The 17,110-nt window shown below is 63.0% G+C and carries 14 protein-coding genes; 7 read left to right on the forward strand and 7 right to left on the reverse strand.

Features of this window, described 5'->3' with window-relative positions; all coding sequences use genetic code 11:
• Positions 1-421: 421 nt before the first annotated feature.
• Positions 422-1,891 (reverse strand): 4-hydroxyphenylacetate 3-hydroxylase family protein, encoded by a 1,470-nt coding sequence (locus AC5V87_RS33555; RefSeq protein ID WP_495369069.1) that lies wholly within the window; start codon positions 1,889-1,891, stop codon positions 422-424.
• Between the two features lie 21 nt (positions 1,892-1,912).
• On the reverse strand, positions 1,913-2,338 hold the full coding sequence (locus tag AC5V87_RS33560; protein WP_495369070.1) for a flavin reductase family protein: 426 nt from the start codon (positions 2,336-2,338) through the stop codon (positions 1,913-1,915).
• A 246-nt stretch (positions 2,339-2,584) separates the two neighbouring features.
• On the opposite strand from AC5V87_RS33560, the gene AC5V87_RS33565 reads away from it, so the two are divergent.
• On the forward strand, positions 2,585-3,187 hold the full coding sequence (locus AC5V87_RS33565) for a MarR family winged helix-turn-helix transcriptional regulator (RefSeq protein ID WP_456842824.1): 603 nt from the start codon (positions 2,585-2,587) through the stop codon (positions 3,185-3,187).
• An 86-nt stretch (positions 3,188-3,273) separates the two neighbouring features.
• Here the strand turns inward: AC5V87_RS33565 and AC5V87_RS33570 are convergent, their stop codons facing one another.
• Positions 3,274-3,852 (reverse strand): hypothetical protein, encoded by a 579-nt coding sequence (locus tag AC5V87_RS33570; RefSeq protein ID WP_495369071.1) that lies wholly within the window; start codon positions 3,850-3,852, stop codon positions 3,274-3,276.
• Positions 3,853-4,465: 613 nt separating this feature from the next.
• On the opposite strand from AC5V87_RS33570, the gene AC5V87_RS33575 reads away from it, so the two are divergent.
• The 4 genes from AC5V87_RS33575 to AC5V87_RS33590 all read left to right on the forward strand — a co-directional run bounded on the left by AC5V87_RS33575 (position 4,466) and on the right by AC5V87_RS33590 (position 9,983).
• Positions 4,466-5,917 carry a hypothetical protein gene (locus AC5V87_RS33575; RefSeq protein WP_456842822.1) on the forward strand — a complete coding sequence of 484 codons (1,452 nt, stop codon included), beginning with the start codon at positions 4,466-4,468 and terminating at the stop codon, positions 5,915-5,917.
• Between the two features lie 264 nt (positions 5,918-6,181).
• A complete protein-coding gene (locus AC5V87_RS33580) occupies positions 6,182-6,640 on the forward strand; it encodes a hypothetical protein (protein WP_456842821.1) in 459 nt (152 codons plus the stop codon).
• A 137-nt stretch (positions 6,641-6,777) separates the two neighbouring features.
• Entirely contained in the window at positions 6,778-8,514 is a 1,737-nt protein-coding gene (locus AC5V87_RS33585; RefSeq protein ID WP_456842820.1) for a type I secretion system permease/ATPase, read from the forward strand.
• 116 nt (positions 8,515-8,630) lie between these two features.
• Entirely contained in the window at positions 8,631-9,983 is a 1,353-nt protein-coding gene (locus AC5V87_RS33590; protein ID WP_456842819.1) for an HlyD family type I secretion periplasmic adaptor subunit, read from the forward strand.
• Between the two features lie 97 nt (positions 9,984-10,080).
• Here AC5V87_RS33590 and AC5V87_RS33595 read toward each other — a convergent pair whose 3' ends face one another.
• The 3 genes from AC5V87_RS33595 to AC5V87_RS33605 form a co-directional block, all read right to left on the reverse strand.
• Positions 10,081-10,926: a response regulator transcription factor gene (locus AC5V87_RS33595; RefSeq protein WP_456842818.1), complete on the reverse strand. Its 846-nt coding sequence runs from the start codon at positions 10,924-10,926 to the stop codon at positions 10,081-10,083.
• Positions 10,927-11,072: 146 nt separating this feature from the next.
• Complete coding sequence (locus AC5V87_RS33600) at positions 11,073-11,654, reverse strand: hypothetical protein (RefSeq protein WP_456842817.1); 582 nt, start codon at positions 11,652-11,654, stop codon at positions 11,073-11,075.
• A 280-nt stretch (positions 11,655-11,934) separates the two neighbouring features.
• Positions 11,935-12,405 carry a metallophosphoesterase family protein gene (locus AC5V87_RS33605; RefSeq protein WP_456842816.1) on the reverse strand — a complete coding sequence of 157 codons (471 nt, stop codon included), beginning with the start codon at positions 12,403-12,405 and terminating at the stop codon, positions 11,935-11,937.
• Between the two features lie 159 nt (positions 12,406-12,564).
• On the opposite strand from AC5V87_RS33605, the gene AC5V87_RS33610 reads away from it, so the two are divergent.
• The gene (locus AC5V87_RS33610; protein ID WP_495369072.1) at positions 12,565-15,768 is read left to right on the forward strand and encodes a tetratricopeptide repeat protein; all 3,204 of its coding nucleotides are present in this window, start codon (positions 12,565-12,567) and stop codon (positions 15,766-15,768) included.
• Here the strand turns inward: AC5V87_RS33610 and AC5V87_RS33615 are convergent.
• On the reverse strand, positions 15,722-16,519 hold the full coding sequence (locus AC5V87_RS33615) for an adenylate/guanylate cyclase domain-containing protein (protein ID WP_495369073.1): 798 nt from the start codon (positions 16,517-16,519) through the stop codon (positions 15,722-15,724). The genes AC5V87_RS33610 and AC5V87_RS33615 overlap by 47 nt on opposite strands.
• On the opposite strand from AC5V87_RS33615, the gene AC5V87_RS33620 reads away from it, so the two are divergent.
• On the forward strand, positions 16,518-16,913 hold the full coding sequence (locus tag AC5V87_RS33620) for a hypothetical protein (protein ID WP_495369074.1): 396 nt from the start codon (positions 16,518-16,520) through the stop codon (positions 16,911-16,913). The two genes, AC5V87_RS33615 and AC5V87_RS33620, sit on opposite strands and share 2 nt — an antisense overlap.
• The last annotated feature ends 197 nt before the right edge of the window (positions 16,914-17,110 follow it).

Raw genomic sequence — 17,110 nt, forward strand, 5'->3', positions numbered from 1 at the left:
GAGTTGTGCAGCGACGATCCGGCATCACACCGGATCGAAATAATGGATCTCCAGAAGCAGGCAGCCGTTTGCGGACTTGAACGGGCCATGCGGCGCGTGCGGCGGCCGGCAGGCATAGGTATTCGGCGGGAAGCTCTTGCCGCCCTCGCCGTTCGCGTCGTTGCCGACGATCAGGTCGCCCGAGACGAGATAGACCTCTTCCCAATATTCGTGCGAGAACGGTGCTGTCGTGTAGACGCCGGGCTCGAAGCGGAGCAGTCGCGTCCGCGTCCCGCGCCGGTTCTCCTCGTCCAGTCCACCCGCGATGATCTTCTGCTGGATTCCGGCGGATAACCCGCCGGCACTTCCCAGCCGGTCGCCATATCAAGCGTATGGAATTCGTCGTGCTTCTTGTTGACGGGCATGAATTGTCTCCTTCGGATCAGGCGGCTTTGCTGGCGGTCGAGACGCCATTGAGATCGTAGGAATCGAGCATGGTCTGGACGAGCCGGTCGGCGCCCGCCCAGTCGTAGGTGCGATAGGAGTGGCTCTTGGTGACGAAGGTCGCGCCGGCGTAGAACATCTCGTATTGCTGGTGGCGCGAGCCGAACTCGGAGCCGACGGCATCCCAGGCGAGCTTGTAAAATTTCACGCGGTCATGCGAATTGGCCTTCGGCGACTGCTGGGTCTTGCCGATGAGCGCCGCGATCTCGGGGTTGTCGAAGTCCGCGACCGACGAGGGCAGCATGATCATGCCGCCGCCGGCGAGTTCGCGAAGCGTGTTGATGACGTGTCCATAGAGCTGCTGCGTCAGCACCTGCGCGGAGTAGAGCGTGTGCCGGTCCGGGATGAAATAAGGACCGACCTGCGTGCCCTTGGCCTCCATCGCAGCCACCAGCGCGTCGACCATGCCGGTCTCGGCCGCGAGCTGGCCGAGCATTTCGCGCACCTGCGGGAACTGGGTGACGCCGTTCATGTCGGCGGTCCGATGCGCAAGGCCGGTGAGGAATTTGAGCTTCACGCTCAACCGCACCATCGCCTGGTAATTCTGATAGACGTGGCAAGGCGTGGCGTGAAACTGCTTCTGGCACATTTCGACGTTGCCTTCGATGAAGACGCGATCCCACGACACCTTCACATCGTCGAAATAGAGCACCGAGTCGTTCTCGTCGAAGCGGCTCGACAACGGATTGTCGAACACGGCGCCGGCGGCGTCCTCGTAGGATTTGCGCGACAGCATCTTGAGGCCCCTCGTATTCATCGGGATCGCGAAGGACATCGCGTAGCGCTCTTCGCCCGGACGCATCGGCTGGATGGTCGTGACGAAGACCTCGTCGGCAACCACGCCGCCGGTGGCGAGCATCTTGGCACCGCGGATCGTGATCCCCTCCGCGTCGCGGTCGACCACGCCGGCGGTGAGGAACGGATCGGCCTGTTCGGCCGCACCCTTCGAACGATCGGCCTGCGGATTGATGATGACGTAGGTGAGGTAGAGGTCCTTGTCGCGGGCGTATCGGTAGTAGCTCTCGAGCGCGCCGGCGCGGGCAGGATCATACGACTTGAAGACGTCCAGGCCCATGTAGAGCCCGGAGATACAGGACGCTACATGGTCCGGGGCCCGGCCCATGAAGCCGGCATGCAGCGAGGCCCACGCCTCCAGCGCCTTTCGCCGCGTCACGAGCTCGGCATAGGAGGTCGGAAGCTGCCAGATGCGGTTGGCGCGACCTGCGCCCGTGTCGAACGTCATCAGCTCCGAATTCTCGGGCGCGCTCGCGAAGTCGAACAAGCCGGCCATGGAGCCGGCGAGATTGCGAAAGGCGCGGTGCGTCGTGACATCGCCGACCGAGGCGCCGTTGATGTAGATGGCGCGGCCGTCCTTCAGGCCTGACAGATATTCCTTTGCGCTGCGCATGGCGGTTTCTCCGGTTCGAAACTAGTAGTGAATGGGAAGTGGCCAGCTCGGCTCGCGCTGGGTTTCATCGACGAGATCGCGATATCGACCACGAAAGAAGATCAGGGGAGCGGCTGCCTCGGCGCGGCTCGCGTGCCTGATGACGCGGACGACGAAGATCACGTGGTCGCCACCCTCGTAGACCGCGTAGGGCTCGCATTCGAAATGCGCCATCGCGCCCGAGATCAGCGGCGCCTCGGCATGGCCGACCGAGGTCTTCACCTGGTCCCACTTGTTCGAGAGAGCGCGTGCGAACTGGTTGGAGATGGCTTCCTGGTCTCGCGCCAAGATGTTCACGGCAAAGCCCCCCGCTTCAAGCATCGCGGGCAAGCTGCGCGCCTTGCGATCGACGCTGAAGAGAACGAGCGGCGGATCGAGCGAGACGGAGTTGAACGAGCTCATGGTCATGCCAATGAGCTCTCCCCCTTGCCGCGCGCGGTCACCACCGCCACGCCGGTGGCGAATTCGCCGAGAGCACGCCTGAACGCACGATCCTCCATGGACACCCGCCTCGTCGCCTGGCACCTGATTTATAATTCTCAGATAGCTTTCTGACAAAGCTATATGGAAATGTCAAGCCCACTTGCTGGGCGGACGCATGCGTGCTTTTTAAGCAAGCGCGCAATGCCATGGTTTGGCGAGGAGATTGACCGCGTGACCGATGCACTCTTGACGGCGTCGAAACCCGAGCTGCTCGACAAGGAAGGAGACCGCACGCTTCGCGGCCTGCTCTACGACTATTTTGCGTTCGGACGCAGTCTGGAAGCCTGCCGTGAAATATTCGCAGGCTTCGTCGACCTATCGCCTACCCAGTATCTGATCCTGATCGCGATCAAGAATTCGACTGCGGAAGAACCGATGGGCGTGAATCAGGTCGCCGAGCGGCTGTACCTGAGCGGCGCCTTCGTCACCAACGAGATCAACAAACTGGTTTCCGACGACCTGATCGAGAAAAGCCCCCATCCCGAAGATGGACGGAGGGTGCAACTTGCCCTCACCCAGCGCGGAATGAGCCTATTGATCCGCCTTGCCGCCTTGCAGCGACCGGTCAATGACGCGCTGTTTGGAATGCTGACGCGCGAGGAGTTCAAGATGCTGGCCCAGCTGCTGTCCCGGCTTGCCTCAAACGCTGATAGCGCGTTGAAGCTGGCCGTGCATGTGCAGGCTACGCTCAAATTGGAGGATCAGCGGGCCTCCACAGCGAATGCGCCGGACTCCCGCAAGAAGCGGCGCGCGACGCGCCGCAACGGTCGATAACGCCAATCGGACCTTGTCGTTCTGCCTCATCCCGCGGCTCGATTTCGAAGGCGGAAGACGCGGAAACAGAAGCTGAAAACAACGGCTCAGGGCGAATGGCCGCTTTGCCGCACCTTTCCGCGAGGTCGCGTTTGGACCGGCATCAGCCTCTGGCCAGCGAAAGATGACCTCAGCTGGTGCAGCAGCACATCCGATCGAATGATTGGACTGGCGCTCAGGACCGACACAAGCCCCACAGCCATCAGCAGCATGCCAAGCCAGGTCCAGCCCCATTCGTTATCGCCCGCCTCAGTGGTGGAAACTGCGAGCGGCATCGCCGCAGCGGCAACGACGTCACTGGCGGCCGGCGTCGCCGCCAGCAGTGCCTCGACGTCGACCTGGCGCGGCGTGATCTCGTCAGCCTGGAGCCTGTCGCGTTTGGAAAGGGAGGGCGGCGACGCGCGGGTTGCGATCCCGGTGGCGAGGACGGGACTGGCATCAACCACCTGCGCGGGCACGGACGGGCTCGGCCGAGACGCATCCGCAGATGCGGAGCGCGGCAGCTCTGCGCGCGCATCCACCATCGTCTTCCGCTTGGGCGTCGCGGTCTGGTTCTCTTCGGACGTGGCGACACGATATTTGGCGACGCGATGCCTGGCGGCGCGTTGCCGGACCAGCTTCTTCACCGTCTCTGTTCCTTCGGCGGCCTGGAACCAGCATCTGCGCTGGCCTTCCACCCGATAGACCCAATGCTGGCCATCGGCGGTCGACTTGCCGGGCCGCGTCAAGCACTCCGCTTCCGTGGAAGCGGGCGCAGGGACTGTGGTGCGACCGACATTCAAGAGTTCGGAAAGAGAGGCCGAAAACGCGGATGATGTCGACAGACCCGCAAGGAGTGCAAAAGCTATGTAACAAACTCGCAAATGACCGGACATGAAAACCCCGGTGTTGCGCCCCCTGCCCGGACGGCAGTTTTGGCCGTGACCTAGGTCGCAATGCGACTTAAATCGGGCAATGCGGTGGATTCATTTTGGCCGCAGGCGAGACGCAGGCGACCTGGCCGTCAGCCCGATTGTCCATTTTCGCCATCCCCCTCAAGGCCGCACTTTCAAGCATCGGCGCACGCAATTTGCGAAGGCCGCAGCTTTTACCCGAACGGATGTAGCCGATGTTACGGCTGCCAGACGAAGCGCTATATCCGAACTGACGACTGGGCTTTCGACCTTCCCGGGATGACATTCTGTCCGGAGTGCAGAACCCGTCCGATTGCGTGGAGCGATTGCGATGAGGGAGGCTAGGATGGATTTTTCGCGGATGTCGGATGGGATCCGGCTGCATCACGCCTCTCATCGACACGATGGCTACGATGGTGACGACGAAGCGGGCCCGGCACCGAGCGCCCCGTTCCTGACCGATGCGGTTGGCGGTAGCGCCCTGGTCCATGGTCCCGGCTCGTCTGCAGGTCAATTCTTGGGGCAATTTGCAAGTCCTGAAGCACACTCCGCGAGCGCGCATACCCAGTATCGTGACTCCGACCCGATTCAATTCAAACATCCCACAGCGGGCGTCGACATAGGTGGCCATGCCGGCAATCACGCTGCGGCGGGCCTCGATGTTTCGTCCACCAAACCCGCCGCCGGCACATCCCATCCCGGGATGGGCGTTGCTACGGTCGCGAGCGGAGCCAACACGGCCGGGAACGGCGGAGACGGCTACCTCTACGGAAGTCTCATTCACGCGTCCCTGTTGGTCTATGAACCGATCAACATCTCGGTGAGCCTGGGATACGGCTCGGTCGCCCTGGCCAACCAGTCCAACAATTTGAATGTCGATCAATCCGCCTTTCAGATGGCCGGCATCGGCGGCCATGGCGGCAATGACAACATGGCATCGGGCGGCAGCGTCAATACGTCCTTAGGCGCCGGCCTGATCGCGAGCGGCGACAATGGCGCCGGAAACGGCGGCAGCGGCTATTTCTCGGGTGCGATCGTGGACGCACCCGTGGTGATCTATCATCCGATCAATTTTGCGGTGGCGGCCTCGAGCGGCACTGCGCATGCAAGTCAATCGAACACGGTGGACATCGATCAGTCGGCCACCCAGATCGCGGGGGTCGGCGGCAATGGCGGAAATGGCAACCTCGCCGCCGGCGGCAGCGTGATGACGCTCGACCCCAGCTGGGGATCAAGCAACGCAGGGGGCGTCCTGAACGTTCAAACGGGCGGAGGCCAGGCCGGCAATGGCGGCGACGGCGCGTTCCACGGCGGGCTCGTCCATTCCTCCGTCGTGGTGTACGACCCGATCAACATCGCAGTCGCGGGTTATGGCTCCAACGCTCATTCGGTCCAGACCAACGACGCCTACCTGGATCAATCCATCATAGAGATCGCCGGCATTGGCGGGCACGGCGGCAACGCCAACGCCGCGGCGGGCGGCCATGCAAACGTTCTTTCTCATGGCCTGTGGAGCGGCTCCGACACGATCGCGACCGGTTCGAACGGCGCAGGCAATGGCGGCAACGGATATTTTGCCGGCGGTCTGATCGACGTCAGCGTCGCGATCTATGCGCCCATCAATATCGCAATCGCAGGTCCCCTTTCGACTGCCGTAGCCGATCAGGTCAACAACGTGCACATCGACCAGAGTGCGATCCAGATCGCCGGTATTGGCGGGGACGGCGGCCACGGCAATCTCGCGCTGGGTGGCGATCTCTCCTCCCATCTTCTGTCGGATCTTCACCTGATGGGATAGCGACACATTGCGCTGCTCGCACAAGGACCGATCGCGAGCTGCGTCGATGCTCTGCGCATGCAAGCTCGCCCTGCGGGCCCCCCGATGTCTCGAACTCCGGTGTTGCGCGACGAATGTCATACTTTCGTACGTAGGTCGTCCCGGCGGGATGGTGTCCGATTTGACATCTATCGCCATCGCGCGTGGGCGGATCAGACTTGCCGCGCGCGTCCGCCTGATCGGGATGGATGATGCACGAAAGCCAACAGAACGAGGGAGGCACACATGATGCCCAAAGCGATCAAGATCTCGGACTCGATCGAATTCAAATCGATCAGCACCGGTGGTCAGAGCGTCGGAAATGGCGGCGACGGCACCTTCAAGGGAGCCATCATCAGCAAGCCGACGCTCAACTTCGATCCGACCAACAAGGCAGTCGGTGCCGACGTGCACGTGAACACCGGCGATCACGTCAAACAGACGGCAGATTGGGATGCCGGCGGCGCCAACGCGAAGGCCTCGTGGTTTTCGAAGGCTCACGGCGGCGACGCCGAGTCGAACGGAAGCCAGAAGTCCTACAGCGGCTACGACACCTCCAAGGTCTACGCCAATACGGATGCGACCCAGATCAACAAGGTCTGGGTGGACCAGCACCAGGAGGTCGTGGCCGGCATCGGCGGCCATGGCGGAGACGGCAACGCCGCGCTGGGCGGCGAAGTCAGCTTCCATCTCGATACGTTCTGACCACCGGCTCGTCCGGCAGGACCGGTGGCCGCCGCCACCGGTCCTGAAGTTCGAGTCAATATCCCGCCGAACTCGTTGGCGGATGATTTTGGCCATCGACCAAGTGCGCCGGACCTCTATGTCAGGCGGTGACGATCATGCTGATGCCGCCCATTCGGTTGCCCATCCTGCCGCAGATCGGGACGCCGCTGCACGCGGCCCTTCGGTCCTGCGCGGGACCGCTCGGTCTCGTCTTCGCGTATAGCTGCAGCTATAATCTGCTTCTGTTTGCCCCCTCAATCTATCTTCTTCAGATCTACGACCGGGTGTTGTCGAGCCGGAGCGGCGACACGTTGCTCCTGCTCACGCTCATTGTCGCGATCACGGTGGTCGTCGGCGGCGTGTTCGATGCATTGCGGCGCGCCGTCCTTGGGCGCCTTGGCGCCTGGCTCGACGATCGCCTTCGTCCTTGCGTGCTCTCGGCCGGTCTCGAATCGGCGCTTCGCAGCGATTGGACGCAGGCATCGGGCGCATATCGGGATCTCACGGTGCTGCGCCAGTTCGTCGAGTCCGGCGCCTGTCCGATGCTGTTCGACGCGCTCTGGGCGCCCTTGTTCCTCCTTGTCCTCTTTCTGATCCATCCCCTGCTTGGCGTGGTGGGGGCCTGCTGCGTCGCCTTCCTGTTCGCACTCACGGTTGCCGGAGAGCTGGTCACGGAAGACGTTCTGCTCAGATCCGCCGCCGCGCTGTCCAGAAGCTGCGGCCGTCTCCAGACTGCAGCGACCAACATCCACATGATCCGCGCCATGGGAATGTTCGACAACGCTGCGCGCATGATCCACCGTGACGCGCAGCACGCGCGCAGGGAGCACGATGTGGCACTCCGGCGAGGCGAGATCGTCTCCCTGGCCGCCAAGCCGGTTCGCGCGCTGTCGCAGGTCCTGATCATGGGCGCCGCCGCATGGCTCGTCCTCGATCACGGGAAGAGTCCGGCCATCATCTTTGCTGCCACGCTGATGTTCAGCCGGGCGCTCGCGCCGGTCGAAAGCGCGGTCGCAGGCTGGAAATCACTCGTGACGGCGGTGAGCGCCTGTCAGCGGCTCGGCGCACTTCTGGCCGCATTCCCCGTCGCCCGGCAGCAGAGCGCTGAGCCTGCTCCGCTACAGGCGCGAAGCGGCCTCGTCGTCGACAATGTCGACGTGCGGCTCGCGGGGACCAACCACCTTCTCTTGAACGGCGTCTCGTTCAGCCTCCTGCCCGGAGAATGCCTTGGCATTATCGGTCCATCCGGGTCGGGCAAGTCCTTGCTCGGCCAGGTGATCGCCGGGCTGTCGATGCCAACGCGTGGCCGCGTCCTCCTCGACAACACCGACGTCGCGCTGCTTCGCGAGGGCCGAAATGGCGACCGCCTCGGATATCTTCCCCAAGACATCAACCTCCTCGGCGACACGATCAACGACATCATCGCACGCCTGGACGATGCCGATCGGCGGAAGGTCATCGAAGCGGCCAAGCTCGTCGGTATCCATGGGGCGATCATGCGCCTGCCGCTGGGTTATGACACGGTGGTTCAGAGTGAAACAACCTTCTCACGCGGGTATCGGCAGCGCCTCGGTCTTGCCCGCGCCTTTTTCGGCAATCCACGTCTTGTCGTTCTCGACGAACCCAACGCCAGCCTCGACTACGGGGGCGAGCGAATGCTCCTGGACGCGATCGAGCGCATGAAGCTCGCAGGCGTCATCCTTGTCGTCGTCACTCACCGGATGGGTCTCCTCGCGGCCACGGACAAGATTGCCATCATGGAAGACGGTGCGGTCGCCGCGTTCGGTGACAGCGAGGACATCTTTGAACGGCACCTGAGCCGCCCCCAGGTTACTTCGCAGATTGCGCCATGATCTGGAATTCTCTCGCCATATGGAAGCATCCCGCCGTCTCGAGACTTCCCGTGATCTGGCACCAGCTCATGCGAGCGCCGACAGGCCCCCCGCCCGCCCGGCGATCTGGCGTCGTGGTGACCGCGATCGACGATTTCGAGCCTCTGGAATTTCCGTGGTGCTCGACGCCCACGCCGACCTCTCCGCGCGGAAGGCTTCGCGGTATTACCGTTGCGGGCAATCTGCTGGTGCTCTGCTTCATGCTGGGGCTTGGGACGTGGGCGAGCTTCGCGCCGCTCGAGAGCGCCGCGATCGCGCCCGGCGTCGTGGAATCGGAATCGAGTCGCAAGACGATCCAGCACCTGGAAGGCGGCATCGTCAGCAAGATCCTGGTTTCAGACGGCGATATCGTGCGCAGCGGCCAGACGCTGATCGCGCTGGAGGACACAAGGGCGAGCTCGGAGGTGCAAAGTCTTCAAGGCCAATTTTGGGATGCAGCTGCTCGTGCTGCTCGGCTTCAAGCCGAGCAGCAGCGATCCGAGAGGATCGCAATTCCGGACGCGCTGGAACAAGACAGCAGGCAGAGCGGAGTGGCCGCCGCTGCGGTGTCGGCGCAGCAATTCATTTTCCAGGCGCGCCTGCAGGTTCACGAGTCGCAGCTTGCGGTCATTCGCGAACGAAGGCGTCAGGTCGAGAAGGAGATCGAAGGTCTCAAGGCTCAGGAAACCGCCGCCGGGCAGCGGGTCGACATCGTTCGGGAGGAATTGGATATGGTCACGACCCTCGTCAACAAGGGGCTTGAACGCCGGCCGCGGCTTCTGAACCTGCAGCGGGAGCTGGCCGACGTCGAGGGCCGCCGTGGCGAGATCGCCGCGCAGATTGCCCGCGCCGGGCAGGTCATCAGCGAACAGCAGGCCACCTTGTTCAAGCTCGAGAGCGAGAGGCAGAACGAGATCGCACAGTCGCTTCGCGAAGCACAGAACCAGATATTCCAGCTCCGCGAGCGGTTGCTTGCGGCCAGGGATCAGCTATCGCGAACGGAGGTCAAAGCGCCCGAGGACGGCGTGATAACCGATCTGCGGATTCATACGACCGGCGGCGTCATCGGAGCGGGTGCACCGCTCATGGACCTGGTGCCCCGGCAAGACCGCCTGATCGTAACCGCGCGCCTGAGGCCCGAGGACATCGATGTGGTTCATCCCGGCCTCAACGCCGAGGTTCACCTCGTACCGTACAATCAGCGCCGCGTACCCCGCCTGAAGGGAACGGTCGTGCACGTGTCCGCAGACCGGCTCCTCGACAAGCGTACCGACCAGCCATACTACGCGACCAAGATTCGGATCGACGACGGGCAGATCGTTGCGAACGACATCCAGATCGTCCCCGGCATGCCGGTTCAAGTGTTCATCACGACGGGGCGCGGCACCGTGGCTCTCTACGCGCTCAGGCCCCTGCTCGACAGCTTCCGTGGTGCCTTCAGAGAAGACTAAAGCGCGATGAGATTTGGATGAATCGTCATCGCGCTTTAGGTTGTTGTTTACGCATGATCTTCCCGGAAAACCGCTTCGCACTTTTTCGGATCATGCTTTAGGTCTCATGTATGGGAGCTGCGCCGCGGTCGTGATCGCGATTCTGCGCGGGCAACCGGCCGCGCCAGCGGAGGACGGCTTCCGTGCGATTGTGCGCAGCACATTTCCTCATGATATGCTGAATGTGCATTTTGACTGTGCTTTCCGAGAGCCCCAATTTGGCGGCGATCAGCTTGTTGGGCAGGCCGAGCTCCAGTTCCGCCAGAACCTGTTGCTCACGAGGCGTGAGATCGGTCACGCTCCTGTCGATAGCCACTCTGGCTCCCTCGTTCATCAGATATGCGGGTCCGCGCGCATCCGGTGGCTCGAAATCCGGTATCCTGTTGATCCCGGCGACGGGCAACGGCGTGTAGGCGCCGCCGACAAGAACAAGGCGCAGGCCAGCTATCGCGATCTCGATCGGTAGCGAGGCGGACAGAAAGCCGCGCACGCCCCGCTGCATCGCGGCCCGCACGGTCGGCTCGTCGTCATGGTTTGACAGGACCACAGTGGCGGCGTTGGGACAACACTCCGCAACGAAGGCGAGATCGTCCTCAACCGAGGGATCGCCGATGGGCTTGTCCGCGATACTCAGCATAACCAGACGAACATCGCGGGCTGACGTGCAGTCCAGGCCTTGGACCGTTGCCATGTCAAGGATCTCGAGTTCGTCCAACTCCCTCCTGAGGATGTGCAGAATGCATGTACGAGGCAACAGGAGCGGCTCGATGATCACCAGAACGGGCAAGTGAAGCGATTCGTCGAGCCGTTTTGAAGCGTTGGTTATGTCGTGCATGATGTCCTCGAGATGAAAAGAACTTCCGCGATATTCCCATTCCGCATTGCGTCTCCCTTGCTGCTGCATTCATCCTGAATGCATCATCACGAGAGCGGCGCAATGCCGCCGTTCGCGCCGCACCGACTGCGGGATCATTTGACACCTGGGTGGAAATTCTTTCCGCTCAAATCATTTGGGCGCACACCGCGCCGCGGCGCAGTCGACCCATTCCGTCAATTGCAGATATTTCGATACGCCGTTGATGCCGCCGACCACGACTTGCCGTCGACGACATATGCTTCATCCTCCTTCACGAGATAAAGAAACGGTCTCTCAGTCTCGGCGCCCGATGCGCTTCTTCCTTTTACACGCCCGCAAATCGTATCCACGGAGCGTCCAAGCATGTTCTTTCGCATTGTGCGCTTCACATCGGTGAATTCGACCGATCCTGGGTCCTCCATCTTCGCCGCGATGGTGACCTTCGCCTTGTCCAGGACAGGATCTGATACTTCCGCGGGCCGTTCGGATGCCGGGACGGCTAGCTTCGTCCGCGGGGACGCCGCTTTGGCAAGATCCGTCGATCCGCGCTTCTTCGGAGTTGATGGCTTGCCGGGCTTTGCCGGCGTTGTGGAATTCGATCTGACAGCCGCGGGCTCTGGCGCCAACGCCTTCGGCATTGGCTGCGCGGGTTGGGCGACAGCAACCCTGTCGAAACAGGGGCGTGACGCGCACCCGAGGAAATACCCCCGGGAAGGCGCGAACCAGCCAAAGCCGATCAGGATTCCTGCCAGCACTCCGACAAAAAGCAGTCCCATCCGATTCCCCTCCTCGGGAGCTCGGTTCGCACTCGTAACTAGGACTAATTCCGCGCTGGTAATCTATCTGTTGCGCAAAAGCATTAAGCGCCCATTAAGCGCGCGACGCTGGCCGGCCCATGCCCGGATGGCCGGATGAGATCGGGTTCCAGACCCCTGCCGAGATGACCGCAGTCGTGAGAGCCATCATGGTCATTTGGTCCGCTCTTGGACGGTTCCGCAACTTGCGAGTTTGTTGGAATGTTTTCGCTACCAAACGCTGTCGATCGCCGTGTGTCCGTCACACCTCGCCGAGATCATGAATAACAGGCTGGAGCGCGCCGTTTCGATCGAGATCGAGTGTCGCCAGCGTGATCGGCAGCTTGAAGCGCCTGCGCCCCGCACTTCCCGGGTTCAGGTAGAGCACGCCGTCGACGGCGCCGATCGCGACGCGGTGGGAGTGGCCCGATATCACGACATCGATCCCAAGCGCCTTCGGCTCGATCGTAAGCTGCTTGAGATCGTGCAAGACGTAGAGGCAGCGGCCGCCAAGGCGCAACGTTGCGGTCTCAGGGAAGCGCCTCGCCCAGGCGCCCGTGTCGACGTTCCCTCTGATGGCGGTCACGGGCGCGATCCGGGTAAGGCGGTCCACGATCTCCGGAGTGCCGATATCACCAGCGTGGATGATGTGGGACACGCCGGCGAGGCAGCGCTCCGCCTCCGGCCTCAACAGCCCATGCGTGTCTGAAATCACCCCAATCTTGAACGTCATCCTGGATCGCGATTCCCGCTTCTGATGAGGATCGAAAAGCGACGACCTTGAAGGACTACGGTAACAGTGCACTCAACGACTCGGCCGTCTTCACGGATCCAAAGATTCGTGAATTGACTGCGCCGCGCGCGCCCCATCCTCCATCAGGAGATCAGGGCGATGAACGCGACGATTCATCTTGCGAACCTGAGCATTCGATCACGGAAGGTTCAACCCGCATCAGCTTCACACCAGCTTCGCGCCAGAAACTGCCGCAACGGGACGCTACGGCCATGCTCGGTGGATTCCGCACACATGGCCTGGTCAACAATTTTTACCTGGTCTCCTTCTGGTCACCTCATGAATCGCCAAGAGCGCCGGGCTGCGGCCAAGCAACAGTCCAAAACGGTCGCACCACGAGCCTTGCCGCAGCATTTCGAGGCCTTGAAGCAAGGCCAATCGCTATTTCATCTCGGCCGCTATGCCGAAGCCCTGGAATGCTTCGACCTGTTCGAGCGGCACAATCCCGCTATCGCGCCGCTGTATCAGACGCGTGGGCTTTGCCTGCAGCGGCTGGGCCGGTTCGCGCAGGCGCAGGCGGATTTCGAGCGGTCGATCGCGCTCGCCCCCCTCGAGGCCGAGACTCACAAGAATCTCGGCACGCTTCATTCGCGGCTGGGCCGGATGGAGCAGGCCCTTGCCTGCATCGATCGCGCAATCGCGCTTCGTCCGAATTTCCCCGCAGCGCTGACCGAAAAGGCGCGGGCGTTGTGGAGCATGCATCTGCTGGACGAGGCGTTCGCGGCGCTCGGCGCGGCACTGGCGGCCGATCCAGCCAGTGCGCACACGATCTGGCATCTCGCGCTGCTCCAGATGCTGACCGGAGATTTCGAGCGGGGCCTGTCGGGACGCGAGGCGCGCTGGAAAGCCTCGCTCGGCCTCGTCGATCGCGGCTTTTCCGCGCCGCTCTGGCTCGGCGACAAGCCGATCGCAGGCAAGACCATCCTGCTGCATGCCGACGAGGGATTGGGCGATTCGATCCAGTTCGCGCGCTATGTACCGATGGTTGCCGCGCTCGGGGCTCGGGTCATCCTGGAGGTGCCGCCGCCGATCCAGCCACTCCTGCAAGGCATCAGCGGCGTCGCAGCATGTATCGGCCGATCGGCTGCGGCGTCGATCGCGTTCGACCTGCACTGTCCGCTTGGAAGCCTGCCGCTGGCGTTCGCAACGCGGCTCGACACGATCCCGTTCGCGGATGCTTACCTTCCTGCGCCGCCGGCGACGCGAGTGAATGCGTGGGAGGACCGGCTTGGCCGGCGCGGCCGCTTCCGCGTCGGCCTCGTCTGGTCGGGCAATCCGGATCACAACAACGATCACAACCGATCGATCGCGCTGAACACGCTCGCGCCGCTGCTCGATTGCGACGTTCAGTTCGTCAGCCTGCAGAAGGGCCCCCGGGATCAGGATCGCGCCTTCCTCGCCGAACGCCGTGATATCGTCGACCTGACGGAGCATCTCACGGATTTCAGCGAAACCGCGGCGCTGATCGGCTGTCTCGACCTGGTGATCGCGGTGGACACCAGCGTCGCTCACCTCGCCGGTGCGCTGGGCGCGCCGGTCTGGACCATGCTGCCTTTCAATCCGGACTGGCGCTGGCTGCTCCACCGCGACGACAGCCCGTGGTACCGGTCGATGCGGCTGTTCAGGCAGCCGAAGCGAGACGACTGGGCGAGCGTCGTCGACTGCGTTCGGCGCGAGCTCGATGGGCTGGTTTCCGAATGGCGGTCGGGAGCGCGGCAACGCCAGAGCAAGGCCCCGATCGCCAAACCACAAGATGCCGTCGTCGCGAATTACCTTGGCCATATGCACTGGCAACACAGGCGCACGGACGAGGCCGAGCAACACTTCCAGCGGGCGTTACGGCTGCATCCCCAATATCTGGAGGCGGCGAACAGCTGCGGAAGACTGTTGTTCAGTCTCGAGCGGTATGCAGAAGCGCTCGAATGCCTTGATGTCGCCGAGGAGCCGGATCCGAATTCCGCGCTCCTGCATCAAATTCGCGGCGATTGCCTCCAGGAGATGAAGCGATACGAGGAGGCGGAAGCCGCCTACGAGACGTCCATCGCGCTCGACTCCAGCCTGGCGGACACGCACAACAAATTCGGCGTGCTTCATGTGAAGCTTGGCCGAATGGATCAGGCCTTGGCGTGTTTCGACCGAGCGCTCGAGCTTCAACCGGCTTTTTCGGGAGCGCTCTCCAACAAGGCGTTGGTTCTGCTGAATCTGCAATTGCTGGATGAAGCTTTCGCGACCTTTGGCAGATCTCTGACCGTGGACCCGGGCAATGCGGTGGCCACCTACAATCTGGCGACACTTCAGCTGCTGACCGGAGACTTCGAGCCAGGCTGGCTTGGGCGCGAAGCGCGCTGGAAACTTCCGGTCGGTCTGCTCCATCGTGGTTTTTCCCAGCCTGTCTGGCTTGGCGACCAGCCGATCGAAGGCAAGACCATATTGCTTCATGCCGACGAGGGATTTGGCGACGCAATCCAGTTCGCGCGCTATGTCCCCATGGTGGCCGCGCTCGGAGCACGGGTCATCCTGGAGGTCCAGCCGCCGATCCAGCAGCTCCTGGCCGAGGTGACCGGCGTCGCAATGTGTGTCGGCCGACCGTCTGCGGCGTCGCTGCCGTTCGACCTCCACTGTCCTCTTGGAACCCTGCCCTTGGCGCTCAAGACACGGCCCGATACGATCCCGAGCCCGGAGCCGTACCTTCCTGCGCCCCCGGTGGCACGCGTGAAGGCCTGGGAGGACCGGCTCGGTGAGCGCAAGCGCTTCCGCGTCGGCCTGGTCTGGTCGGGCAATCCGGCGCACAAGAACGATCACGATCGATCGATCGCGCTCAAGACGCTTGCGCCGCTCCTCGATTGCGACGTTCAGTTCGTCAGCCTGCAGAAGGGCCCCCGGGATCAAGACAAGGCCTTGCTCGACGAACGTCCCGATATCGTCGACCTGACGGATCAGCTCACGGATTTCAGCGACACGGCGGCACTGATCGGCTGTCTGGATCTGGTGATCACGGTGGACACCAGCGTCGCTCACCTCGCCGGCGCGCTTGGCGCGCCGGTCTGGACCATGCTGCCTTTCAATCCTGACTGGCGCTGGCTGCTCAATCGCGACGACAGCCCGTGGTATCGGTCGATGCGGCTGTTCAGGCAGCCGAAGCGAGACGACTGGGCGAGCGTCGTGGACAGCGTTCGGCGCGAGCTGGAGCGCCTCTTGTCCGCGTGGCGCAGCCGCGACGCGGCGAACGAGGAAGGACTGGCTGCCCGCGCAGCCCTCAGCCCTCCACCCGGTACAGCCGCCAGCGCTCCGGCATGCCCTTGAGCTGATGGCTGCCATGGTCCCTGAAGCGGATCGTGGACTGCGTCTTCATCAGCTCCTTGACCGCGCTCGACACCAGCACCTCGCCGGCGCGCGCCTTGGCCGCGACGCGCGTGCCGATGTGGAAGGCGAGGCCGACCATCTCGCCGCCGCTGATGGTGTATTCGCCGGCATGCAGCCCCACCCTGATCTCGAGGCCCAGCGTACGCACGGCCTTCTGGATCGCTGTCGCGCAATTGATGCCGGCAGCCGGTGCCTTGAAGGTCGCGAGCACGCCGTCTCCGGTCGTCACCACCTCCTTGCCGCGCGAGCTCTTCAGCTCCTTGCGCACCGCGGCGTAATAGTGGCCCATCACCTTGGTCCAGCGCGCATCGCCAAGTTTGGCCGCTTTTGCGGTTGAGCCGACAATGTCGACGATCAGGATGGTGGCGAGCGCCTGCTTGAGCCCGGCGCTTGGCGCGGCCGATCGGGGCCGGTTCGTGATGGACCCGCTCAACGGCTCATAGCGATGGCTGCGGCGGCGCGCGATCGCGGATTTCGCATAGTCCTGGGCGCGCTGCGCGGTACCGCAACGGATCGTTTTCTCCTGCGGCACGCGCGACCAATAGACCTTGCGCCCCTTGCCGGCCCCGTCCACCTCCACCGCCCCCCATTTCAGGAAGATCGTCGAGCCGACGCGCCTGACGCACCACGCCTTCGACGTGTACCCGGAGACATTCGACTGATGGAGACCGATGCGAAGGAATTTCGGCATGGAAATGCGGCCAATCGCAGGACCGTTTGAGCATCTGTGGGACGGAGCCTATTCGGACAATCCTGCATCGGCAATAGGGCTTCGCAGCGTTCGTTTCGGTCTCGCGAGGGATGCCTTTGATGCCGCACCTTCCGCAATTGGCACTTCCTGCGGTCAGGCGCGTTGCAGTCTATTCGAAGAGATGAAGATGACCAAGACGAAAGCTCCTGACACGCAAGGCGCAAAGGCCGCGCCGCAGCCGATGCTCAATCCCGGCGACGAAGCCCCGCCGGGAACAGTGGGCACCGGCGAAGATGTCTGTCCTGATTGTCATGGCAAGGGACGGATCGACGGCGCTCCGTGCGCCACCTGCGGCGGCAGCGGGACCGTCATCCGGGCAGTTGGCGGCGCCTGATCGGCATAACGCGCCGCTCCTGTCAGCGAGATAGGAACACTCATCCCTCACCGCGCATTGGCCCGCGCCGGGTCCCACATGTTCCGGCAAATGGCGGCTCCGGCTCGAACCCGCCCCCGGACCAGGGTCGGGGCTGCCTGACCTCAAGCAAAGGAGCAGACATGAAAGCGCTTGTAGTGGCGGGACTCATTGCGGCT

The organism is Bradyrhizobium sp. SOJA106, from assembly GCF_059448745.1.

Excerpts from the sequence above, each read along its gene's own strand:
- AC5V87_RS33595 (WP_456842818.1), bottom strand. The coding sequence starts at position 10,926 with ATGCAGCAGCAAGGGAGACGCAATGCGGAATGGGAATATCGCGGAAGT.
- AC5V87_RS33615 (WP_495369073.1), bottom strand. The coding sequence starts at position 16,519 with ATGCCGAAATTCCTTCGCATCGGTCTCCATCAGTCGAATGTCTCCGGG.
- AC5V87_RS33600 (WP_456842817.1), bottom strand. The coding sequence starts at position 11,654 with ATGGGACTGCTTTTTGTCGGAGTGCTGGCAGGAATCCTGATCGGCTTT.
- AC5V87_RS33585 (WP_456842820.1), top strand. The coding sequence starts at position 6,778 with ATGCTGATGCCGCCCATTCGGTTGCCCATCCTGCCGCAGATCGGGACG.
- AC5V87_RS33620 (WP_495369074.1), top strand. The coding sequence starts at position 16,518 with ATGGAAATGCGGCCAATCGCAGGACCGTTTGAGCATCTGTGGGACGGA.
- AC5V87_RS33575 (WP_456842822.1), top strand. The coding sequence starts at position 4,466 with ATGGATTTTTCGCGGATGTCGGATGGGATCCGGCTGCATCACGCCTCT.
- AC5V87_RS33560 (WP_495369070.1), bottom strand. The coding sequence starts at position 2,338 with ATGACCATGAGCTCGTTCAACTCCGTCTCGCTCGATCCGCCGCTCGTT.
- AC5V87_RS33580 (WP_456842821.1), top strand. The coding sequence starts at position 6,182 with ATGATGCCCAAAGCGATCAAGATCTCGGACTCGATCGAATTCAAATCG.
- AC5V87_RS33605 (WP_456842816.1), bottom strand. The coding sequence starts at position 12,405 with ATGACGTTCAAGATTGGGGTGATTTCAGACACGCATGGGCTGTTGAGG.
- AC5V87_RS33555 (WP_495369069.1), bottom strand. The coding sequence starts at position 1,891 with ATGCGCAGCGCAAAGGAATATCTGTCAGGCCTGAAGGACGGCCGCGCC.
- AC5V87_RS33610 (WP_495369072.1), top strand. The coding sequence starts at position 12,565 with ATGAACGCGACGATTCATCTTGCGAACCTGAGCATTCGATCACGGAAG.